General features: G+C 71.9%; 18 protein-coding genes. 8 read left to right on the top strand and 10 right to left on the bottom strand.

What is annotated here, in order from left to right; translation table 11 throughout:
* Positions 1-3 precede the first annotated feature (3 nt).
* From ACWEOZ_RS25150 to ACWEOZ_RS25165, 4 genes are all read right to left on the bottom strand, one after another.
* Entirely contained in the window at positions 4-789 is a 786-nt protein-coding gene (locus ACWEOZ_RS25150) for a S1C family serine protease (RefSeq protein ID WP_451913116.1), read from the bottom strand.
* A gap of 12 nt (positions 790-801) precedes the next feature.
* A complete protein-coding gene (locus ACWEOZ_RS25155; RefSeq protein WP_451913117.1) occupies positions 802-1,782 on the bottom strand; it encodes a VWA domain-containing protein in 981 nt (326 codons plus the stop codon).
* The gene (locus ACWEOZ_RS25160; RefSeq protein ID WP_451913118.1) at positions 1,779-2,744 is read right to left on the bottom strand and encodes a DUF58 domain-containing protein; all 966 of its coding nucleotides are present in this window, start codon (positions 2,742-2,744) and stop codon (positions 1,779-1,781) included. The genes ACWEOZ_RS25155 and ACWEOZ_RS25160 overlap by 4 nt, the downstream gene beginning before the upstream one ends.
* Positions 2,745-2,805: 61 nt before the next feature.
* Positions 2,806-3,825 carry an AAA family ATPase gene (locus tag ACWEOZ_RS25165; RefSeq protein ID WP_451913119.1) on the bottom strand — a complete coding sequence of 340 codons (1,020 nt, stop codon included), beginning with the start codon at positions 3,823-3,825 and terminating at the stop codon, positions 2,806-2,808.
* 187 nt (positions 3,826-4,012) lie between these two features.
* Here ACWEOZ_RS25165 and ACWEOZ_RS25170 point away from each other — a divergent pair, with 187 nt between their 5' ends.
* The 4 genes from ACWEOZ_RS25170 to ACWEOZ_RS25185 all read left to right on the top strand — a co-directional run bounded on the left by ACWEOZ_RS25170 (position 4,013) and on the right by ACWEOZ_RS25185 (position 9,309).
* Positions 4,013-5,329: a M16 family metallopeptidase gene (locus ACWEOZ_RS25170; protein ID WP_451913120.1), complete on the top strand. Its 1,317-nt coding sequence runs from the start codon at positions 4,013-4,015 to the stop codon at positions 5,327-5,329.
* Entirely contained in the window at positions 5,326-6,672 is a 1,347-nt protein-coding gene (locus ACWEOZ_RS25175; protein WP_451913121.1) for a M16 family metallopeptidase, read from the top strand. Before ACWEOZ_RS25170 ends, ACWEOZ_RS25175 begins: the two co-directional genes overlap by 4 nt.
* Positions 6,673-6,761: 89 nt before the next feature.
* Entirely contained in the window at positions 6,762-8,252 is a 1,491-nt protein-coding gene (locus tag ACWEOZ_RS25180; protein ID WP_451913122.1) for a hypothetical protein, read from the top strand.
* 58 nt (positions 8,253-8,310) lie between these two features.
* Positions 8,311-9,309: an endonuclease/exonuclease/phosphatase family protein gene (locus tag ACWEOZ_RS25185; protein WP_451913123.1), complete on the top strand. Its 999-nt coding sequence runs from the start codon at positions 8,311-8,313 to the stop codon at positions 9,307-9,309.
* 42 nt (positions 9,310-9,351) lie between these two features.
* Here the strand turns inward: ACWEOZ_RS25185 and cimA are convergent, their stop codons facing one another.
* Positions 9,352-10,959, bottom strand: coding sequence for a citramalate synthase (cimA, locus tag ACWEOZ_RS25190; protein WP_451913124.1), 1,608 nt, complete (start codon positions 10,957-10,959; stop codon positions 9,352-9,354).
* 246 nt (positions 10,960-11,205) lie between these two features.
* Between cimA and ACWEOZ_RS25195 the strand changes: the two genes are divergently transcribed.
* Together ACWEOZ_RS25195 and ACWEOZ_RS25200 are read left to right on the top strand one after the other, a co-directional pair.
* Positions 11,206-11,952 carry a tyrosine-protein phosphatase gene (locus tag ACWEOZ_RS25195; RefSeq protein WP_451913125.1) on the top strand — a complete coding sequence of 249 codons (747 nt, stop codon included), beginning with the start codon at positions 11,206-11,208 and terminating at the stop codon, positions 11,950-11,952.
* A gap of 37 nt (positions 11,953-11,989) precedes the next feature.
* On the top strand, positions 11,990-13,141 hold the full coding sequence (locus tag ACWEOZ_RS25200; protein WP_451913126.1) for a glycosyltransferase: 1,152 nt from the start codon (positions 11,990-11,992) through the stop codon (positions 13,139-13,141).
* Positions 13,142-13,245: 104 nt separating this feature from the next.
* On the opposite strand, the gene ACWEOZ_RS25205 is transcribed toward ACWEOZ_RS25200, so the two are convergent.
* From ACWEOZ_RS25205 to ACWEOZ_RS25215, 3 genes are all read right to left on the bottom strand, one after another.
* A complete protein-coding gene (locus tag ACWEOZ_RS25205; protein WP_451913127.1) occupies positions 13,246-13,998 on the bottom strand; it encodes a P-loop NTPase in 753 nt (250 codons plus the stop codon).
* Between the two features lie 60 nt (positions 13,999-14,058).
* Complete coding sequence (locus ACWEOZ_RS25210; RefSeq protein WP_451913128.1) at positions 14,059-15,156, bottom strand: branched-chain amino acid aminotransferase; 1,098 nt, start codon at positions 15,154-15,156, stop codon at positions 14,059-14,061.
* 152 nt (positions 15,157-15,308) lie between these two features.
* A complete protein-coding gene (locus tag ACWEOZ_RS25215) occupies positions 15,309-16,340 on the bottom strand; it encodes a 3-isopropylmalate dehydrogenase (protein WP_360829338.1) in 1,032 nt (343 codons plus the stop codon).
* 383 nt (positions 16,341-16,723) lie between these two features.
* Between ACWEOZ_RS25215 and ACWEOZ_RS25220 the strand changes: the two genes are divergently transcribed.
* On the top strand, positions 16,724-17,059 hold the full coding sequence (locus tag ACWEOZ_RS25220) for a hypothetical protein (protein ID WP_451913167.1): 336 nt from the start codon (positions 16,724-16,726) through the stop codon (positions 17,057-17,059).
* On the opposite strand, the gene serA is transcribed toward ACWEOZ_RS25220, so the two are convergent.
* Positions 17,056-18,657, bottom strand: coding sequence for a phosphoglycerate dehydrogenase (gene serA / locus ACWEOZ_RS25225; RefSeq protein WP_451913129.1), 1,602 nt, complete (start codon positions 18,655-18,657; stop codon positions 17,056-17,058). The two genes, ACWEOZ_RS25220 and serA, sit on opposite strands and share 4 nt — an antisense overlap.
* A 161-nt stretch (positions 18,658-18,818) precedes the next feature.
* On the opposite strand from serA, the gene ACWEOZ_RS25230 reads away from it, so the two are divergent.
* Complete coding sequence (locus ACWEOZ_RS25230) at positions 18,819-19,781, top strand: hypothetical protein (protein ID WP_451913130.1); 963 nt, start codon at positions 18,819-18,821, stop codon at positions 19,779-19,781.
* A 246-nt stretch (positions 19,782-20,027) separates the two neighbouring features.
* Here the strand turns inward: ACWEOZ_RS25230 and mpgS are convergent, their stop codons facing one another.
* Positions 20,028-21,278, bottom strand: coding sequence for a mannosyl-3-phosphoglycerate synthase (mpgS, locus tag ACWEOZ_RS25235; protein ID WP_451913131.1), 1,251 nt, complete (start codon positions 21,276-21,278; stop codon positions 20,028-20,030).
* Positions 21,279-21,410: the final 132 nt, after the last annotated feature.

A 21,410-nucleotide genomic window follows, 5' to 3' on the forward strand; every position in this document is an offset into this window, starting at 1 on the left:
CGACTATCCACGGCCGATGAGGGTCGTGGCCACCTGAGCGGCCCGGTCGATCGGCACGGCGAAGCCGATCCCGATGGACCCGCCGCCCTCCAGGGTGGCGATCGCGGTGTTCACGCCGACCACCTCACCCCGCGCGTTCACCAGCGGACCGCCCGAATTGCCGGGGTTGATGGAGGCGTCGGTCTGCACCGCGGTCTGCCGCACGGTGCCGCCCAGCCGCACCGGCCGGTCCAGCGCGCTGACGATGCCGGCGGTGACCGTGCCGGAAAGACCGAGCGGTGAGCCGACCGCCAGCACCGGCTCGCCGACCCGGGTGGCCCTGAGGTCGGCGCGTTCGAGCGGGCGCAGCGCGGCCGACGGGGTGACCCGCAGCACGGCGATGTCGCTGTTCGGGTCGGTGCCGACAACCTCGGCGGTGAGCCGGCGCCCGTCCGAGCCGACCACGCTGACCGCTCCCCCGCCCCGGGCGGCGACCACGTGGTTGTTGGTGACGATGTGACCGCGGTCGTCGAAGACGAACCCGGCGCCGGGCGCGGGCGGCGGCGCCGAGGCCGGGTCGGTGGGAGTGGCGTCCGGCGAACCGGCCAGATAGCCGGCCGCCCCGCCGGTGCCGGCGGAGACCGCCACCACGGTCAGCCCGGCCGCGGCGAGAAGCGGCCAGCGCCGGGCGGCGCGGGCAGGTGCCCCAGCAGCGTCGGCCGGCGGTACGCCCGCAGCCCGCTCGTCGATGCCGGGTGAGAGGAACTCGGGTCCCCGGGGCGACCCGCCCAGCCCAGTGGTCATTGTCATCAGAGAACTCCTCTACGGGAGGCGGGCGAACCAGAACATGGAGGCCAGTGCGGCCAGTGCCGCGAACAGCAGGCCGATACCGATGAAGCGCGCCGACACGTCCTGCGTCTCGGTCTCGTAGCCGACCGAACTGCCGATGTCGGCGTAAGCGGACCGCAGCTCCTCGGCGCTGCCGGCCTCGAAGTAGTTGCCGCCGGTGGCGTCCGCGACCGCCTGCAGCGTCTGCCCGTCGACCGGCACCGGCTGGTTGCCGCCCCCGCCGCCACCGCCGAGGGCGCTGCCGCCGATGGTCCCGTTCTCGGTGCCGAACGAGATGGCGTCGACGGGCACGCCCAGCTCGGTGGCCTGCGTCGCCGCCTCGGCCGGGTCCTGCCCGGCGGTGTTGGCGCCGTCGGAGAGCACGACGACCCGGGCCGGCGGCACGTCCTCACCGGCGGTGGCGTCCAGCGTGCGGATCGCCTCCAGCGAGGTGGCGATGGCATCGCCGATGGCGGTCCCGGCCCGCCCGGCCGTGCCCTCGGCGAGCCGGTCGATGCCGGCGTCGACCGCGGCCCGGTCGGTCACCGGCGGCACGAACACCGAGGCAGTGCCGGCGAAACCGACCAGGCCGACGTTGAACTGCTCGGGCAGGTCGGCCACGAACTCGCGGGCCGCGGCCTTGGCCGCGGTGAGCCGGTCCGGGTCCACGTCGGTGGCCAGCATCGACCGGGACACGTCCACCGCGACCAGTACGGTGGCCCGCTCCCGGGGCACCCGCACCTCGGACTGCGGCCGGGCGAAGCCGACCACGAGCAGGCCCAGCATCGCCAGGAACAGCCCGGCGGGGACGTGCCGGCGCCACTGCGGCCGGGCCGGTGCGACCCGGTCGAGCAACTTGAGATTGGTGAAGCGGACGGCGTACCGGCTGCGGCGGCGCTGCAGCACCACGTACGCGACGGCCAGCGCCGCCACGGCCACCAGCAGCCACAGCCGTTCCGGGGAAAGCCACGTCATGGTCGTGCTCCTGTTCGGGATGCTCGGCCCAGGCGGCGCTGGGCGTACACGTGCCGGACGATGTCCGCGACCCAGTCGCGGTCGGTACGCAGGCCGAGGTGGGCGGCGCCGGCCCGTTTCAGGCCGGTCTCGATGGACGCCTGCTGCCGGCGGGCCCCCTCGGCGTACCGCTCGCGCAGCTTGCGGCTGGCGGTCGGCACCTCACGCCGGCGGCCGGTTTCCGGGTCCACCAGGGTCAGCAGTCCCACGTCCGGCAGTTCCTGCTCGCGCGGATCACGGATCTGCACGGCGAGCACCTGGTGGCGGGCGGCGAGCCGGCGCAGCGGCTGTTCCCAGGTTGGGGCGCCGGGCCCGAGCCCGTCCTCGTCGAGACCGTCGAGGAAGTCCGAGACCACCACCGCGAGACCGCGGCGGTTGACCGCGCGGTGCAGGCCGTCGATCGCTTCGGCCAGGGGTACCTGCTCGGTCACCGGCGCGGAGCGGGGTACGGCGAGCAGCGTGCGCAGCATGCCGAGCAGATGGTTGCGGCCGCCCCGGGCCGGGAACCGCCGTACCCCGTCGGGGCCGAGCAGGTGCGCGCCCAGCCGGTTGCCGGCGCCGGTGGTGAGGAAGCCGACCGCGGCGACCGAGGCGACGGCCAGTTCCCGCTTCTCGAACTCGGCGGTGCCGAAGTCCATGCTCGCGGTCGCGTCGACCAGCACCCAGGTGGCCAGCTCCCGGTCCGCGTCGACCTGACGGACGTGGGCGACCGCGGTCCGCGCGGTCACCGCCCAGTCCATCCGGCGGACCTCGTCCTCGCCGGGCCGGTACTCGCGGCTGCCGGCCGGCTCGCTGCCGATGCCGGGCAGGAGCCCGAGGTACGAGCCGTGCAGCATCCCGTCGAGCCGGCGCGTGACCATGAGTTCGAGCCGCCGCAGCCGCCGTTCCGGTGCGAGTTCGTTGATGGAGGCACCCTCGTTCATGCTGTATCTCCGGGCATGCGCTCCTGGCCCTGCCTTCGTGGCCTCCGTCCGGTGCAGTCGCTCATGCCGCCACGCCCAGCCCCGGGCCGTGCTGCTCCTGGGCGGGAGCGATCACCGGCAGCGGTACGGAGTCCACGATGCGCTGGATGATCGACTCGGGGGCGATCCCGTCGGCGACCGCGTCGAAAGAGAGCACCAACCGGTGGGCCAGGACGTCGGGCGCGATGTCGAGCAGGTCGCCCGGCAGCACGTAGTCGCGTCCGCGCAACAGCGCCAGCGCCCGTCCGGCCGCCACCAGCCCGAGCGTGGCTCGTGGGCTGGCCCCGTACGCGAGCTGCCCGGCCACCTCCGGCAGGCCGAAGCGGGCCGGGTCGCGGGTGGCCAGCACCAGCCGGACCACGTACTCGGCCAGCGCGTGGTGCACGAACACCTCGCGGGCCCGGGCCTGCAACGCCAGCAGCTTGCCGGTGTCCAGCACCGGCCGGGCGACCGGGCGCACGCCGCTTATCCGGTAGAGGATGCCGAGCTCGTCCTGGTCGCTGGGGTAGCCGACGACCACCCGCATCAGGAACCGGTCACGCTGCGCCTCGGGCAGCTGGTAGACGCCCTCGCTCTCGATCGGGTTCTGGGTCGCCAGCACCAGGAACGGCCGCGGCACCGGATGGGTCCGGCCGCCGATCGACACGTGCCCCTCGGCCATCACCTCCAGCAGCGCCGACTGCACCTTCGCGGGCGCCCGGTTGATCTCGTCGGCCAGCACCAGGTTCGCCATCACCGGGCCCAGCTCGACGTCGAAGTCCTCCCGCGACGCCCGGTAGATGCGGGTGCCGACGATGTCGGAGGGCACCAGGTCCGGCGTGAACTGGATGCGGTGGAAACTGCCGCCGACCGCCACGGCGAGCGTCTCCGCGGCCAGCGTCTTGGCCACCCCCGGCACGCCTTCGAGCAGGCAGTGCCCACCGGCGAGCAGCGCGGTCAGCAGCCGCTCGATGAGCCGGTCCTGCCCCACGATCACCTTCTTGACCTCGAACAGCGTCTGCTCCAGCAGCCGCGCGTCGGTGTCGGATGCGATGTCTGTCATGGGTCCCCTTCTCGGCAACGGTGCGGGGGGCGGGCGCCGCGGACCTGGGGGTCGTGCCGGACGCCCGCCCTTGGTATCGATGACACCAAGCGGGGCCGAAAGCGAAGCGAAGGAGCGGAGCGGCCTGCTCAGCCGCGATACTGGGGGCGGCGCCGGTCGAAGCCGGCTGCCGCTACAGGGAGGTTGCGTGTCTGCTCAGCCCGCGCCGGTCGCCGAGACCGGCTATCCGTGGCCCATCGAAACCGCGCGCCTGGACAACGGGTTGCGCGTGGTCGTCAGCGAGGATCACACCGCGCCGGTGGTGTGCGTGAACCTCTGGTACGACGTCGGCTCGAGGCATGAGCCGGCCGGCCAGACCGGCTTCGCCCATCTCTTCGAGCACCTGATGTTCGAAGGGTCGGTGCACGTCGCCAAGACCGAGCACATGCGCCTGATCCAGGGCTCCGGTGGCTCGCTCAACGCGACCACCAACCCGGACCGGACCAACTACTTCGAGACGTTGCCGGTCGAGCATCTGGAGCTCGGGCTCTGGCTGGAGGCGGACCGGATGGGCGGTCTGGTCCCGGCGCTGACCCAGGAGACGCTCGACAACCAGCGCGAGGTCGTCAAGAACGAACGGCGCCAGCGGTACGACAACGTCCCGTACGGCGACGCGTGGCTGCGCCTGTTGCCGCTGCTGTATCCGCCGGGGCATCCGTACCACCATGCGACGATCGGGTCGATGGAGGACCTGAACGCCGCCGGTCTCGACACCTTCAAGGCGTTCCATCAGCAGTACTACGCGCCGAACAACGCGGTGCTGACCGTCGCCGGTGACGTCACCCCGGCTGAGGTCTTCGCCCTGGCGGAGAAGTACTTCGGGGCGTTGGAGTCCGTCTCCGACATCCCGCCGGCGCCGCGCGGGCACATCTCCGGCGCGGCCACCGAGCCGGTCCGCGAGACGGTGACCGGCAAGGTCCCGGCCCCCCGGATCTATCTGTCGCACCGCACCCACCCGTTCGGCACGGCCGGCTACGACGCCATCACCGTCCTGGCCACAGTGCTGGGCAGCGGCCGGGGCAGCCGGCTCTACCAGCGGCTCGCCGACGGCGCCCGGATCGCCCAGCCGGACTACATCGGCGCGTACGGCGTCGACCTGGCCCACGCCCCGGCCCCGCTGATCGTCACGGCCACGGCCAAGGACGGCGTCGACGCCGGGCGGCTGGAGGCCGGGGTGGCCGAGGTGCTGGACAGCATGGCCACCGAGCCGGCGACCGAGGCCGAGCTGGAACGGGCCAAGGCCCTGCTGACCACCTCGTGGTGGCGGCAGATGTCCACTGTCGGCGGTCGCGCCGACACCCTGGGCCGGTACGCGACCCAGTTCGGCGACGCCACCAGCGCGGCCTACCGGTTGCCGCAGTGGCAGTCGGTCACGGCCGGCGACATCCTCGACGCCGCCCGCACGCTGAACCCGGAGTCCCGCGTCACCCTCACCTACCTGCCCGACGAAGGGACCGACCAGTGAGTCTCGTTGCCACCCGGCCCGGCCCCGGCGACTCCCGGCCGTACGCGTTCCCGGACATCCAGCGGGTCTCGGTGGCCGGTGGTGAGGTCGTCGCCGCGCACATGCCGGGTCAGCACCTGGCCACCGCCGCGCTGCTGCTCGACGCCGGTGGCGCGCGGGAGTCCGCGGGCCGCGAGGGCACGGCCACCGTGCTGGCCAAGTGCCTGGAGGAGGGCACCACGACCCGGGATTCCGCGGCGTTCGCGCTGGCGCTGGAGGGTCTCGGGGCCGAGTTGTCCACCTCGGTCGACTGGGACTCGTTCCGGGTCGGTGTGTCCGTACCGGTGGCGCTGCTGTCCCGGGCCGTGAACCTGCTCGCCGAGGCGGCCCGCACCCCGCGCCTGGATCCGGCCGATGTCGCGCGGGTGCGCGACGACGAGGTGACCGCGCTGCGGATGGACTGGGCGCAGCCCGGCCCGCGGGCGGACGCGGCGCTGCGGATGGATCTCTTCGGGGCGGCCGAGCGGTACGGCCGGCCGCTGCACGGTGATCCCGCGTCGGTCGCGGCCGTCACCGTCGAGGACGTGACCGCGTTCCACGAGTCCTGGCTCAAGCGGCCGGGCGTGCTGCTGGTCGCCGGTGATCTGGACCAGTTGGATCTGGCCGAGCTCGGGGCAGCCGCTTTCGCGGGGGCGACCGGGGAGCCGACCGCACCGGCCGGACCGCTGGGGGTGCCGATCGCCGCCGGCCGCCGGCTGCTGCTGGTGGACCGCCCGGGCTCGGTGCAGTCGACGCTGCGGCTCGGGCACCGGGCGCCGGAACGCGCGAACCCCGACTACGTGTCGATGACGCTGGTGGCGACGGTGCTGGGCGGGGCGTTCACGTCCCGGCTCAACCACCTGATCCGCGAGGTGAAGGGCTACACGTACGGCATCCGCGCCGATTTCGCGATGACCCGCCGGTTCGGCCGGTTCGGCATCAGCACCTCGGTGCAGACGGCGGTGACCGCGCCGGCGCTGACCGACACCGTCGGCGAGGTGACCCGCACCCGGCTGGACGGCGTCACCGAGGAGGAGCTGGAGGTGGCCCGCACGTGGCGGGCCGGCCAGCTCACGGTCGACATGCAGACGCCGGGCTCGATCGCCGGTGCGCTGGCCACGCTGGTGGTGCACGGGCTGCCCGACGACTACTACGCGACCCTGCGGCGCAGCCTGCTCGACGCGACGGTGGCCGAGGTGTCCGCCGCCGCGGCGAGGCATCTGCACCCCGACGGCCTGACCGTCGTCGTCGAGGGTGACGCCGCGGTGATCCGCGACGAGCTGGTGGCCGGTGGCCTGGGCGAGGTCGTCGACGCCGAGGTCTGAGGTGTGCCGCGGGCCGCCGGCGACATCGCCGGCGGCCCGCGGCTTGCCAGGCGGGGCCCGACAGGTTTCAATGGCGCCCAGCGCTCGTCGTGAGAGCGCTCTCAGACCTGTTGGAGTTCCGCGACATGCCCACCAACCTCAGCTCCACCTCGGGAGCGTTCTCCCGCCGGCGCCTGCTCACCCTGCCCGCCGCGGCGGCCGCCGCCACCGTGGCCGCCCCGCTGCTCGCTCCGGACTCCGCCGCCGCCGGCACCTGCGCGCCGCGGCACCTGGTGGACCGCACGCTGGCCGAGCCGGTGAGCCGCGCCTACCACTACCTCGACGTGGTGCAGGACGCCTACGTCAAGGGCGGCGAGCCGCGGCTGCTGCAGAGCTACAACAACGAGAGCGAGCTGATGACGACCGCGTTCGTCTACGACAATGCGCTCGCGGCGCTGGCCTACCTGGCCAACCCGACGGTGGCCAACGTGCGCCGGGCCCGGCTCATCGGCGACGCCCTGCTGTGGATCCAGGCCAACGACGAGAAGTACACCGACGGGCGGGTCCGGCAGGCGTACGCGGCCGGGCCGATGCTCTTCTACGGCGGCGGACCGTCCTTCCCCGGTCTCAAGCGCGAGGACGGCAACGCGGCGTTCCTGTGGCCGTACGGCTTCGGCGGCTCCTCGACCGGCGACATGGCCTGGGTGGCGCTCGCCCTGGCCCAGCTCTACGTCGACACCCGGATCACCAAGTACCTCGACGGCGCGGTGGCCCTCGGCCGGTGGATCGCGGACAAGGAGTCGCCGTACCGCTTCGGCGGCTACCACGGCGGTCTGCAGGGCGACGGTGAGACGCCGCAGCCGTGGGCCTCGACCGAGCACAACATCGACGCGTACGGGCTCTTCACGCTGCTGGCCAAGCTGACCAGGGACCGGCGCTGGACCGCCCGCGCCGACGTGGCCGAGGACTTCGTGCGGGCCATGTGGAACCGCTCCGAGCGCTTCCTGTGGACCGGCACGCTCGGCGGCGTACCGGGCGAGGACCCGAACCTGATCAACATCGGCAACATCCCCGAGGACGTGCAGACCTGGGCGCTGCTGAGCCTGGACGACCGGCGCTACGACGACGCCGTGGACTGGGTCACCGAGAATCTCGCGAACACCGACGGCGCCGTCTCCGGCGTGACCTACAGCAGCCAGGCCAAGATCCGTACCGGGCCGGTCTCCGGCAGCACCGTGGAGAACAACCGCGACGCCGTCTGGCTGGAGGGCAACGGGCACACGGCCCTGGCTCTGCTCAAGCGCGACGACCGCGGTGACACGGCACTGGCCAAGCGGCTGCTGCGGCAGACCGCCGTCGCGCAGCGGACCCTCGGCGCCGGGCAGACGGTGGGCCTGACCGCCGACGCGGACCACGGCAAGCTGTCCAACCCGGGCGAGGGCGGCACCTGGACCGGCACCCCATTGCCCGCCGCGGCCGGCATCGTGGCCGCCACCAGCGCGTTCGACACCGGCTTCGCGTTCGGCTACTTCCCGCGCCAGCACGTCGGCGCCACCGCGTGGTTCCTGATGGCGGCGCAGAACTTCAACCCCTACCGATGATGTGACGTGCCCCGGGATCGCTCGGTGATGGTGGCCCCGGCCGGATACCGTCGCCGCCATGACGATCACCAGCTCGGCGCCCGTGACGAAACCGGTCCGGGTCCGGCGGGCGGTCTGGCACGTGCTGCTGTGGCTGCTGGTGCTGCCGGGCGTCGCCTGGGTGCTGCTCCGGCTCGGCGGCTGGGAGCGGGGCGCGCTGGTGCAGCTCCTGGCCTTCACGCCGTACGTCGCGGCGTGGTCGGTGGTGCCGGTGGTCGCGGCGCTGGCGACCCGGCGCTGGCTGGCGGCGGCGGTCGCGACGGTCACCTTCGCGCTGTTCGCGGTGGCGGTGCTGCCCCGCGCCTTCGCCGACAGTGACCGGGGCCCGCAGGGTGGCGTGGCGCTGCACGTGATGACGTCGAACATGCTCTTCGGCAACGCCGACGCGGCCACGATCGTCAAGCTGGTCCGGGACAACGACGTGGCCGTGCTGGCCCTGCAGGAGTTCAGCCCGAACGGCCAGCGCAACCTCGCGGCGGCCGGGCTGGGCGAGCTGCTGCCGTACTCGTCGCTGGGCGGGGAGTTCGGGGCGAGCGGCTCGGGGCTCTACTCCCGCTACCCGATCACCGACCCGGGCGTACGGCGCAACGGCGGCGGCTTCAACCAGGCGTACGGGACGATCCAGCCCCCGGGCGCGGTCGCCGTCACGGTCGAGTCGGCGCACCCGCTCGCGCCGGCCGCGCTGGAGATGATCGACGGCTGGCGCGACGACCTGGGCGCCGAGCCACGCCCCGACCCGAACGGCCCGCCCCGGATCCTGCTCGGCGACTTCAACGCGACGCTGGACCACAAGGCGCTGCGGGACCTGATCGGCGACGGCTACCGCGACGCCGCCGACGCCGCGGGTCAGGGTCTGATCGGAACATGGGGCCCGTACGACGGCGATCCGCTGCCGCCGGTGACCATCGACCACGTGCTGGCCGACCGCCGCCTGGGCGTGGGCGCCGTCAGCGTGCACGGCATCCCGGACAGCGACCACCGCGCGGTCACCGCGACCCTGCACGTCCCGGCGGCCTGACCAGCACGTTGCCGGTGCTGGTCAGGCGCGACCGGGCCGGGATCAGGCGGCGGTGCTGGTGCTCGTGCTGGCCGCGGCCGCGCGGGCCAGGCCGTAGGTGAGCGCGTCGGTGAGGGCCTTCCAGCTCGCCTCGACCACGTTCTCGTGCACGCCCACCGTGGTCCAGTCGCGGGTGCCGTCGCTGGTCTCCACCAGGACCCGGGTGATCGCGTTCGAGCCGTGCGAGCCCTCCAGGATGCGGACCTTGAAGTCGGCCAGCTCGAAGGACTTCAGCTCCGGGTAGTGCTTGGACAGGGCCACTCGCAGCGCCTCGTCGAGGGCGTTGACCGGGCCGTTGCCCTCGGCGGTGGCGATGACGCGCTCACCGCGTACGCGGACCTTGACGGTGGCCTCGGAGACCACCGACCCGTCCTCGCGGTGCTCGACCTGCACCCGGTACGACTCCAGCGCGAACGGGCGCACGAAGTCGGCACCGGGCAGCTCACCGCGTACGAGAAGCTCGAAGGACGCGTCCGCGGCCTCGAAGGACCAGCCACCCGCCTCCAGGTCCTTGACCTTGCGGGTCACCGCCGTGAGGGTGTCGGGGTGGCCGGCCAGGTCCAGCCCGAGCTCGCGACTCTTGAGCTCGATGCTGGCCCGGCCGGCCATCTCGGTCACCAGGATCCGCATGTCGTTGCCCACCACCGACGGGTCGACGTGGTTGTAGAGCAGCGGATCCACCTTGATCGCGCTCGCGTGCAGCCCCGCCTTGTGAGCGAATGCCGCGGCCCCGACGTAGGCCTGGTGGGTGTCGGGGGCGATGTTGGCGATCTCGGCGAGCGCGGTGGACACCCGCGTCGCCTTCTCGAGGCATCCGTCCGGTAGGACCTTCAGCCCGAGCTTGAGTTGCAGGTTGCTGACGACGGCGAACAGGTCGGCGTTGCCGGGCCGCTCGCCGTAGCCGTTGGCCGTGCACTGGAAGTGTTCGACGCCCGCCTCGACGGCGGCGATGGTGTTGGCGACCGCGCAGGACGTGTCGTTCTGGCAGTGGATGCCGAGCTGGTCCGGGGCGACCCCGGTGCGCGCCACCACGTCGTTGATCGCGGCGGTGATCATCGACGGGAGCATGCCGCCGTTGGTGTCACACATGACGACGCGCTCGGCCCCGGCCTCGAACGCGGCCTTGACCACGGAGGCGGTGTAGTCGGGGTCGTAGCGGAAGCCGTCGAAGAAGTGCTCGCAGTCGACGAACGCGCGGCGGCCGTTGGCAACCAGGTGCGCGACGGTGTCGCGGACCATCGCCAGGTTCTCCTCGCCGGTGGTGCGCAGCGCCCGCTCGACGTGCCGGATGTCCGACTTGGCGACCACGCAGACGACCGGCGTCTCCGCGTCCAGCAGCGCCTGCACCTGCGGATCCTGCGCCACGTCGACGTTGGCCTTGCGGGTAGCCCCGAACGCGACGAGCACCGCGTTCTTCAGCTGCAGCTCGGTGCGCGCCCGGGCGAAGAACTCGGTGTCCTTGGGCATGGCACCGGGCCACCCGCCCTCGATGAAGCCGACACCGAACTCGTCCAGCAACCGCGCGACCGCGAGTTTGTCGACGACCGAGTAGCTGATGCCCTCGCGTTGCCCGCCGTCGCGCAGCGTCGTGTCGAACACCTGGTAGGTCATGGGGGTTCCTTTCCGAGACTGACGACCCAACAAAAAGACCCCCCGCGGATGCGGGAGGTCTGCACGTCGGCGGAGATTCAGCCGGCGCGCTAGGTGCGAATAATCAGCACGGAGTGGGTCACGTCCCGAAGCATGCCACGCGCCGCCAGGATGGGAGCCCAGAATCCACAAGCTGAGACAGCCGATCCCGTACGGGTGAGTAATTCGACACGGCTGCATCGTGACGATGGCGGTTAGGTTGGACGGGTGGCCGTCGACAATCACCCCCGCAGCCTGACCTTCTCGACCAGCTACAACTTCCGCGACGTCGGTGGCTATCCCGGCCTCGACGGGCGCACGGTGAGCTGGCGGCGGTTGTTCCGCGCCGACTCCCTGCACCGGCTCAAAGGTGCCGACCTCGAGACCTTCCTGGCGTTGGGCGTGCGCACCGTCATCGACCTGCGCCGGCCGTTCGAGGTCGAGCTGCACGGCCGGGTGCCGCACTCCGAGGGGCTGGACTACCGCAACCTGGTGGTGGAGCACGTCGACTGGGAGTCGGTCGAGCACTCCGGGGACATCCCGCACGAGCGCTGGCTCGCCGACCGCTACCTCAACTTCGCCGAGGACGGACAGGCCGGGCTGGCCGCGGCGCTGGGCGTGATCGCGGATCCGGCGGCGGTGCCGGTGGTCGTGCACTGCATGGCCGGCAAGGACCGCACCGGCGTGGTGTGCGCGCTGACGCTGTCCCTGCTCGGAGTGTCCGATACGGACATCGCCCAGGACTACGCGCTGACCGAGGCGGCGATGGAGTCGCTGACGGCGTACCTGTTGCGGACCAAGCCGGAACTGGTGCACGACAAGTACCACATGTTCGACTGCCCGCAGGACGCCATGCTGCTGTTCCTGCGGGACCTGCGCGAGCGCCACGGCTCGGTGGAGAAATACGTCCGCGAGATCGGCCTCAGCACCGGCCAACTGGCGAGCATGCGCGAGCACCTGCTGACGCCCGCCTGACAGACAGAGCTACGTGGCGGGTGTCTACTTGCCGTCCATGCGAGTCCTTGTCAGCACCTGGCCGGCCCATGGGCACCTGTTGCCCCTGCTCCCGCTGATCCGGGCGGCTCAGCGGGCGGGCCACGACGTCGTCGTCGCCTCCGGCGCCGAGGGTGTCGCCGAGGCACGCCGGCGCGGGCTGACGACCTGGGACATCGGCCCGAGCCGGACGGAATCCGACGCCGCCTTCCGCTCCCGGGTGCCGGACCTGGGGGCAGTCCCGCCGGAACGCCGGATGGCCACGGTGATCGCCGGCATGTTCGGCGCGGCGGCGTTCGAACGGGCCGCCGCCCTGGTGCCCCGGGCCGAGGAGTGGAAGCCCGACCTGGTGGTGCACCCGATCACCGAGCTCGCCGGCGCGGTGGCCGCGGCCCGCACCGGCGCCCGGCACGCGGTGCACGGCCTCGGTCCCCTGCCGGCCGAGGCCTGGGACTGGTTCGGGGCCCGGCTCGGCGACCTGAGCAGCCAATGGGAGGTGCCGGACCTGCCGGTCACCATCCTCGACACTCCGTACCTGGACAACTGCCCGCCGGCTCTGCAGGCGGACGCCGTCCGCGCTTTCCGCAACCGGCGGCCGCTGCGCCCGACCTCGGGCGAGGTCCTGCCCGGCGAGCGCCTGCCGTGGAACGTGGACGAACTGCCCTACGAACGCAGCGTGCACCTGACGCTGGGCACACTGTTCTTCGGCGCGACCGAGGTCTTCCGGACGGCGCTGGCCGGCCTCCGCGATCTGCCGGTCAACGTGCTGGTCACAGCCGGACCCGGCAGCGACCCGGACCGCTTCGGCCCGCAGCCGGCGAACGTGCGCATCGCCGATTTCGCACCGCACGCCCTGCTGCTGCCGCACTGCGCCGGCCTGGTGACCCAGGGCGGCGCGAGCACGATCGTCGCCGCGCTCTGCCACGGTCTGCCGCACCTGATCCTGCCGCAGGGCGCGGACCAGTTCGCCAACAGCGCGACAGCCGCGGAGGCGGGCGTGGCCCTGGTGGTCCCGCCGGCGGACCTCTCTGTGGAGACGGTCGCGCACACCGCGACCCGGCTGCTGGAGGACACGTCCCTGACCCGCCGGGCCCGGGTCGTTCGGGCCGAGATCAACAGCATGCCGTCGGCTGAGGAGGTCCTGCAGACGCTCCTGGACACGCCACGCTGAGCGCGACCGGGTCAAGCCGCGATGTGTGCGGCCGAGTCACGCCACGCTGAGCGCTGCTGTCACGCCGCGATGAAGGCGGCCGGTCACCCCGCGATGTGCTGCCGTCACGCCGCGATGAACGCGGTGACGGCGCGCACGACCGGGGCGAGCTCGGTGCCGTCGATCGCCGCGTCGGGCCGGAACGGAAGTCGCGCGAGCCGTTCGACGCCGCCGGCCCAGATGGTGCGCTCATCGGGCGCCGGCGCATGCAGCTCCGTCTGCTCACCGCAGCAGGGGCACCGGAAGTACGCCATGTTCTCCACCCCGCCCAGCACCGGCGTCCGCACCTCGCGCAGCGTGCTGAGGGCCCGGCCGGTGTCCAGATGGGAGACCTCGGCCGGCGTGACCACCAGGATCGTCGCCACCCGGCCGGCCCCGGAAAGCACGCCCTGCTGGGTGAAGCTGATGCCGGGCGGCAGATCCACCACGAGGACCTCGACGTCACCCCAGGCCGTTTCCCCGAGGAGCCGGCCGAGCATGAGATCGGCCAGGTCGGACCCGAGCGCCAGACCCTGACCGCCGGCCATCAGGAACCCCGCGGACGCGACCTTGAGGCCGTCCACCTCCATCGCTTCCAGCCCGGAACCGCCGCCGCCGGTCCACCGCGCGAGGGTGACCGACCGGGCCGGCACGTCACGGCGCAGGCCGAGCATCCGCGGCACGTCGGGACCGGCGATGTCGGCGTCGACCAGCCCGGTCCGGTATCCGGCCCGGACCAGTTCACGCCCGAGCGCGACCGCGATGCTCGACTTGCCCACTCCACCTTTGCCACTGGCGACGGCGACGATCGGCAGCTGCGTCCGGCCCGGCATGTCCATGCGGCAACGGTACTGACGCCCGGGCGGGGACCGCGCCTCGCGATCCCCGCCACCGGCAACTCAGAGAACTCGGTGCACCCAGCCGAACGAATCCTCGGCCCGGCCCCGCTGGATGTCCACGAGCTGCTGACGCAGGCCCATGGTCACCTCGCCCGAACCGCCGTCGGCCACGGTGAACTCGCCCTCCGGCGACCGCACCGTGCCGATCGGGGTGATGACAGCCGCGGTGCCACAGGCGAAGGCCTCACGGATCCGGCCCGAGGCCGCCCCGGAACGCCACTCCTCGAAGCTGACCGGCCGCTCCTCGACCCGGCGACCGTCCCGCTCGGCCAGCTTGATGACCGAGTCGCGAGTGATGCCGGGCAGGATCGTGCCGGTCAGCGGCGGCGTCGCCAGCGAGCCGTCGTCCAGCACGAAGAAGACGTTCATGCCGCCGAGCTCGTCGACGTACTTGCGCTCGACGGCGTCCAGATAGACGACCTGGTCGCAGCCGTGCTCGATGGCCTCGGCCTGGGCGGAGAGGCCGGCCGCGTAGTTGCCGCCGCACTTCGCCGCGCCCGTGCCGCCGGGCGCCGCCCGGGTGTAGTCGGGCGTGATCCAGACCGTCACCGGCTTGACCCCGCCGCTGAAGTAGGCGCCCACCGGCGAGGCGATCACCAGGTAGAGGTATTCCATCGACGGGCGCACACCGAGGAAGACCTCGCTGGCGTACGCGAACGGGCGCAGGTAGAGGCTGCCCTCGTCACTCTGCGGGATCCAGCCCCGGTCGATCTTGATCAGCTGGCGCAGGGACTCCAGGAACATCGGCTGCGGCAGCACCGGCATGGCCATCCGCTGGGCGGACTGCCCGAAGCGGGCGGCGTTGGCGTCCGGGCGGAACATCGTCACGCCGCCGTCCGCAGTCGTGTAAGCCTTCAGGCCTTCGAAGATCTCCTGCGCGTAGTGCAGCACCGCGGACGCGGGGTCCATCGGGATGGGGGCGCGGGCTTCCACCCGGGGCTCGTACCAGCCTTTGCCCTCCGCATACCGGACGGTGACCATGTGGTCGGTGAAGATCCGGCCGAAGCCCGGGTTGGCCAGCAGTGTGGTCCTGTCCGCGTCGCTTACGGGCGCCGGGTTCGGACGGATCTCGAAGTCGAGGTTGTCACCACCACTCATGGCAGTTGACCTGCTTTCTGTCACAAAGAATGAAGAGGTAGCACCCGCAGTGCTCCATGAACTTACCCCGAACGGTCGTTCAAAGCCGACAGCCGGGCAGCCGTCATCGACCGCCGGCAAGGCCGGCGGGATGACCTGGGTGTGAAGGTGAGTCAGGCGGCCGCGGTGGCGGCGACCCGGTCTCCGACCTCGGCGGTACGCAGCGGCGCGCCCGGCGTGCGGGACGCGACCTCGGCCGCGACCGCCTCGGATACTCGGCGGGCCTCGTCGGGGTGCCCGAGATGCTCCAGCAGCAGCGACGCGGAGAGGATCGCGGCCGCGGGGTCGGCGATGCCCTGGCCGGCGATGTCCGGCGCGGAGCCGTGCACCGGCTCGAAGGTCGAGGGGTACTTGCGCTCCGGGTTGACGGAGCCGCTGGCTGCCATGCCGATGCCGCCGGTCACGGCAGCGGCGATGTCGGTGAGGATGTCACCGAAGAGGTTGTCGGTCACCACCACGTCGTAGCGCTGCGGGTTGCTCACCATGAACATGCTCGCGGCGTCGATGTGCTGGTATTCCGTGGTGACGTCGGGGAACTCGGCGGCGACCGCGGCGAAGGTGCGCGCCCAGAGCCCGCCCGCGTGGGTGAGCACGTTCGTCTTGTGCACGAGGGTCAGGTGGCGCCGCTCGCGGCGCTGCGCCCGGCCGAACGCGTCGCGCACGACCCGCTCGACGCCGTGCCGCGTGTTCAGGCTCTCCTCGGTGGCGATCTCGGCAGGGGTGTCCTTGTGCAGGACGCCGCCGGCGCCGACGTAGAGACCCTCGGTGCCCTCGCGGACCACGACCATGTCGATCTCGCCGGGCTTGAGGCCGGCGAGCGGGCTGACCGTGCCGGGCCAGAGCCGGGACGGACGCAGATTCACATACTGGTCGAAGTCGAAGCGGAGCTTGAGCAGCAGGCCACGCTCGAGGACGCCGGGCGGGACGCTGGGGTCACCGATGGCGCCGAGCAGGATGGCGTCGTGCGCGGCCAGCTCGTCCTGGATGGCTTGCGGGAGAACCTCTTTGGTGCGGTTGTAGAAGCGCGCGCCCAGGTCGTAGTCGTCGAACTCCGCATCCGGGAGGACGGCCTCGATCACCTTGCGCGCCTGCGCGGTCACCTCGGTCCCGATGCCGTCGCCGGCCACCACCGCGATCCGCGCCACCGTCACGTCCACTCCCTCAGTCGGTCCGACCGCTCGACCTTAGTCCGCCGTCCCGATCACTGACACGGCGGTCCCAGAGTATGGGTGAAGATTCGTTAAGGACCCCGGACGCGAACAACCCCCGTCGATCGCGGCAACGATCGCGGGGGCTGTCACGACAGGTACGCGTGGCTCGCGCCCGCCGGGGTGCATCCTCCACGCGGAGCGACCACAACAGCATCACCCGAAGACACGGCCGTGGAGCCCGCGCGGCAGGACCAACGCTAGCGATGCGGACTAATGTCGCGCAAGACGCATCCCCCGCGTGTCGGGGCGACAACCGACTTCACCGCCCAGCGGTATGGCACCATGCGCCGGTGAGTTTCGACCTCGTGGTGTGGGCCATGGACAACACGGCCATGCCGGATGACGTGCGTGCCGCGAACGCCCGGTGCGCCCGCGGCGAGCACCCACAGCGCCCCGCCGATCCGCGCGTCGTCGCCTTCTACGACGCCCTGACCAGCAACTACCCCGACCGCGGGCCGCGCGCGACGTTGCCCGGCACGCCCTGGGCGAGCGCCCCGCTGCACGCCGCGGCGGACCACATCCAGATGCGGCTGGACGAGCAGTGCCCGGACGCGGTGCTCGAGACGATCGAGAAACTGGCCGGCGAGCTCAATCTCGACCTGCTCGACCTCCAGGACGGCACGGTGTATCCGCCCCCGGTGAAAACTCGTTAATCCTCGTCGCGCAGGTCGACGATGCTGCCCTTGGCGGAGCCGATCGAGGCCGCGACCGCGGAGAGCAGCTCGGCGTCCACCGAGGAGTCGACGGTCAGCGCCATCAGCGCCTCGCCACCCAGCTGACGGCGGGCCACCTGCATCGCTGCGATGTTGACGCCGGCCTCGCCGAGGATGGAGCCGATCGCGCCGACCACGCCGGGGCGGTCCGAGTAACGGAAGAACAGCAGCACGCCGCCCGCGCCGAGCTCCAGATCGAACTCGTCGACCTGGGTGAGCTTGCGCGCCTCGCGGGTGCCCGTACCGGTGACTGTGCCGGCCACGCTGACCGTGCGCCCGTCCGGCAGCGCGCCGCGTACCGTGACCAGGTTCTGGTGGTCGGAGACCTCGCGGTCGACGACCAGCTCGACCTCGACGCCGCGGTCCGCCGCGAGCTGCGGGGCGTTGACGTAGGTGACCTGCTCCTCCACCACCGAGGCGAAGAGGCCCTTGGTCGCGGCCAGCTTGAGCACCGCCACGTCGTGCGACACGATCTCGCCGCGCACCTCCACGGTCACGCTGGCCGCGATGCCGCCCGCAACCGCGGTGAAGACCTTGCCGAGCCGCTCAGCCAGCCCGAGCAGCGGGCGGACATCCTCGTCGACCACGCCGCCGGCCTGCACGTTAACCGCGTCCGGCACGAACTCGCCCTGCAACGCCAGCTTGACGCTGCGGGCCACCGACAGCCCGGCCTTGTCCTGGGCCTCGGCGGTGGACGCGCCCAGGTGCGGGGTGACCACGACGTTGTCGAACGCGAACAACGGGGAATCGGTGGTCGGCTCGGTGACGAAGACGTCGATGCCGGCCCCGCCGACCCGGCCTTCGGCGAGCGCGTCGGCCAGCGCGCGCTCGTCGACCAGGCCGCCGCGGGCGGCATTGATGATGCGCACCCCCGGCTTGACCGTGGCCAGCTCCTTCTCCCCGATCAGGCCCAACGTCTCCGGCGTACGCGGCAAGTGGATCGAGATGAAGTCGCTCTCCCGCAGCAACTCGTCCAACCCGACCAGGCGCACGCCCAGCTGCGCGGCCCGGGCCGGCTGGATGTACGGGTCGTACGCGATCAGCCGGGTCCCGAACGCGGCCATCCGTTGCGCGAACAGCACTCCGATGCGGCCGAGCCCGACCACCCCGACGGTCTTGCCCTGCACCTCGACCCCGGTGTACTTGGAGCGCTTCCACTCGCCCCGTTTGAGCGAGGCACTGGCGGCGGCGGTGTTCCGGGCCACCGAGAGCAGGAGCGCGATCGCCTGCTCGGCGGCTGAGACGATGTTGGAGGTCGGAGCGTTGACCACCATGACGCCCCGCGCGGTGGCGGCGGGCACGTCGACATTGTCGAGACCGACGCCGGCCCGGGCCACGACCTTGAGCCGCGGGGCGGCGGCGACCGCCTCCGCGTCGACCTTGGTGGCACTGCGCACGATCACCGCGTCGGCCTCGGCCAGCGCGGCGAGCAGGGCGGCCCGGTCGGTGCCGTCCACGTGGCGGACGTCGAAGTCGTAGGCCAGCACGTCGATGGCGGCGGGGGCCAGTTCCTCAGCGATCAGTACCACGGGAGTCATACGTCTCCACCTGTTGTCTCGCAGGCGGCCGGCCGCCGACCTTTCCGCGATCGTAGGGTGTGGCGGGACCATTACGGCATGTCATCTCATGGTGACCGGCCTCACACGTACGAAATACCCGGTGCCCTTTCCTGTCGCACCGGACCGCTAGCCTCCTCGGCATGTCCCCAGCACCGGCCGACGCCGAAGAAATCGACGAGGATCACGGCTCTGCGATCCCCGAGCCGCCCCGGCGGGTGCCGTTCGGAGTGGCCGTCACCGCGGCACTACTCGGCCTGCTGTCGGTGTTGCTGCTGGTCATAGCCGTCGTGGCGTTGTCGGCCGGCTCGTTCCGGCAGAGTGTCGGCGAGGCCACCGCGCAGGGCCTGGCCACCGCGCTCGTCGCCGTCTGCGCAGCGCTCGTGGCCGCGGTCGCATGGTCCTTCGTGCGCGACGGCATCACTGTCGGCCCGATGATCGTCGGCGGCCTGACCCTGGTGGCCGGACTGATCCTGCTGGTCGCCGGGGTGGCCGGGAGCGACCCCGAGACCGAGGTGCTGCGGCTGGGCGTGCTGGCCCTGGTGGTCGGCCTGGGCGTGCTGCTGGTGCCGCTGCTCGGCCAGGCCCCGGCCTACCTGGCGGCCCGCCGGGTCTGGTCGCGCGCCGAGCGGGACTGGCTGCACGAACTGACCACGCCGGAGGCCCCGCCGCAGCCGCAGTGGGGGCCCGGGCACTACCCGCCGCCTCAGCAGCCGCAGTGGGGTGCGGTGCCGCAGCCGCACTATGTTCCGCCGCCCGGCTATCCGGGGCAGGCCGGGTACGCGGCCCAGCCGGGGTATCCGGCGCAGTACCAATATCCGCCGCAGCAGGCGCAGGGCTGGGGCGCGCAGCAGCAGCAGGCCTGGCCGGAGGCGGCGGTGGCGCCGTGGTCCGGGCAGCAGCCGCCGGCGCAGCCCGCCTCGGCCCCACCGGCGCCGGGCGTGACCGCGCAGCCGGAGACCGGCAGCACCTCGGGGCAGCCGGCTTCGGGGGACGGGGGCCAGCCGCCGCCGATACCGCTGGCCGCGGCTCAGCAGGCGCCCACCGAGCAGATCAGGCCGGCCGATCCGGCCGCACCCCAGCATCCGGCTGCACCGCAGCAGTAGGACGCGCTACCGCAGTCGGCTGCGCCCCCGCGCGAGACCGCCCACATTGGGTCGACCAGCGACGGGCTGCACTCAACCAGTAGGCGCTCGCACCCACAGAAGGCGGCACCGCAGTGGCGGACCCGACCAACAGCGGGCCCGACCAACGGTGAGCGGTTCCGTTGAGTCATAGGCCGCCAAAGCAGCGGCAGGCCCGGCAAACGCCGCCACCCGGCCCTCGGCCGGGACCGGCAGGCCGGGCGCGACTCAGACCGTAGGCCGCGGAATGCAGTGCCGCTCAATCGGCGGCGCCGCCGCATATCCCGCCGACGCCCGCCCATCGAACTGCCGGAACGTCAACGCCTCCGCATCCAGCCCGTCGTACAACAACTCCAGATCCAAGCTCCCCACCGGCGGATAGACCCGCTCCCGCGGCGGCTCCTGACCCACCTCGAGAGCCCCCTGCGCCACCATGAAGTCGATGATCGCCTGGCGGACCGACGGCAGCGTCACCGGCGAGTGGTAGACCACGTTCAGGGCCTGCATCCGCATCCCCTGCACGTGTTCCTCGCCCTTGTTGTCGTGGAAGTGCGGGTTGCGGGTCTCGATCTGCAGCACCGGCACCGAGCTGGCCATCACGTCCGGGCTGGCGCTCTCCAGGATGCCGCCGAACTGCTCGAACAGGTCCAGGTACTCGTACGGTTCGACGGCGAAGCCGCCCGCCAACCGCAGCTTCAGGCCCAGGTCCAGGGTCATCGCGTGCTCGCCCGCGTTGCCGGTGGCGATCACCTCGGTGCCGAAGCCCGAGTATTCGGCCAGGAAGCGGTTGAGCCATTCGTTGGTGATCTCGGAGCTGCGGCCGCGCCGGCTGAAGAACAGCCGGCCGTCGCGCAGTTTCGGCTTGGAGTGCCAGGAGATGCGGACCATCGAGTACGGGCTGTCGGCCAGGTGCAGCCCGGCCGCGTAGGCCTTGCAGTATTCGTGGACGGCGCCGGGGACGTAGTTGTCGGCGTCGACGTAGCCGAGGTAGCGCCGGCCCGTCATCGCGGCCAGGGCCATCCCGATCAGCATGGCCTCGCCCTTGCCGGCCCGGACCAGACCGTCCTCGCCGATCAGCTCCTCCATCCCGGCCGCCTTGAACGCGGCGGCCAGTCCGGGGTCTTTCTGGTGCACGCTGATCGCCGAGCGGCCGGCCAGCCGGCAGAACTGCTCGAGGGTCTGGGCCTCGATCTCATATCGGTCCACCGGCAGCTTGTCGCTGTTGGAGACCAGCACAATGAGGCAGTCGTGCGGAATTCCGGAGAGCACGCCCTCGATGACGCTTCGTGGCTCATTCATGCAGGGCACGACGATTACCATTTGCGACTCGACCGCGCGTAATGCTTCGAAGGACACGACTCGGCTGCCCGCCGAAAAGGCGTCGCCCAGGGCGCCCGAGTCCAGCTCGATGACCCTCTGAAGCTCGTGGATCCGGACCGCGCCGAAGCGCTCGCTCCGAAAAGAATCAGCCAGACGCATGCGGCGAATCTACCCGCTGCTGTCTAGTCCACAGCGCCCGAACAGTACACAATTCCATGACGACGCCGCTTTGGTAAGCAAGACGTAACGCCCATGTTTCAAGTAGTCGAATGGTTACGCAAAAACGCCGGA

It is taken from the genome of Actinoplanes sp. NPDC004185, assembly GCF_053603475.1.

Bases quoted from the DNA above. Each gene is read 5' to 3' on its own strand.
- ACWEOZ_RS25150 (WP_451913116.1), bottom strand. From the start codon at position 789: ATGACAATGACCACTGGGCTGGGCGGGTCGCCCCGGGGACCCGAGTTC.
- ACWEOZ_RS25155 (WP_451913117.1), bottom strand. From the start codon at position 1,782: ATGACGTGGCTTTCCCCGGAACGGCTGTGGCTGCTGGTGGCCGTGGCG.
- ACWEOZ_RS25160 (WP_451913118.1), bottom strand. From the start codon at position 2,744: ATGAACGAGGGTGCCTCCATCAACGAACTCGCACCGGAACGGCGGCTG.
- ACWEOZ_RS25165 (WP_451913119.1), bottom strand. From the start codon at position 3,825: ATGACAGACATCGCATCCGACACCGACGCGCGGCTGCTGGAGCAGACG.
- ACWEOZ_RS25185 (WP_451913123.1), top strand. From the start codon at position 8,311: ATGACGATCACCAGCTCGGCGCCCGTGACGAAACCGGTCCGGGTCCGG.
- cimA (WP_451913124.1), bottom strand. From the start codon at position 10,959: ATGACCTACCAGGTGTTCGACACGACGCTGCGCGACGGCGGGCAACGC.
- ACWEOZ_RS25200 (WP_451913126.1), top strand. From the start codon at position 11,990: ATGCGAGTCCTTGTCAGCACCTGGCCGGCCCATGGGCACCTGTTGCCC.
- ACWEOZ_RS25205 (WP_451913127.1), bottom strand. From the start codon at position 13,998: ATGGACATGCCGGGCCGGACGCAGCTGCCGATCGTCGCCGTCGCCAGT.
- ACWEOZ_RS25210 (WP_451913128.1), bottom strand. From the start codon at position 15,156: ATGAGTGGTGGTGACAACCTCGACTTCGAGATCCGTCCGAACCCGGCG.
- ACWEOZ_RS25220 (WP_451913167.1), top strand. From the start codon at position 16,724: ATGGACAACACGGCCATGCCGGATGACGTGCGTGCCGCGAACGCCCGG.
- serA (WP_451913129.1), bottom strand. From the start codon at position 18,657: ATGACTCCCGTGGTACTGATCGCTGAGGAACTGGCCCCCGCCGCCATC.
- ACWEOZ_RS25230 (WP_451913130.1), top strand. From the start codon at position 18,819: ATGTCCCCAGCACCGGCCGACGCCGAAGAAATCGACGAGGATCACGGC.
- mpgS (WP_451913131.1), bottom strand. From the start codon at position 21,278: ATGCGTCTGGCTGATTCTTTTCGGAGCGAGCGCTTCGGCGCGGTCCGG.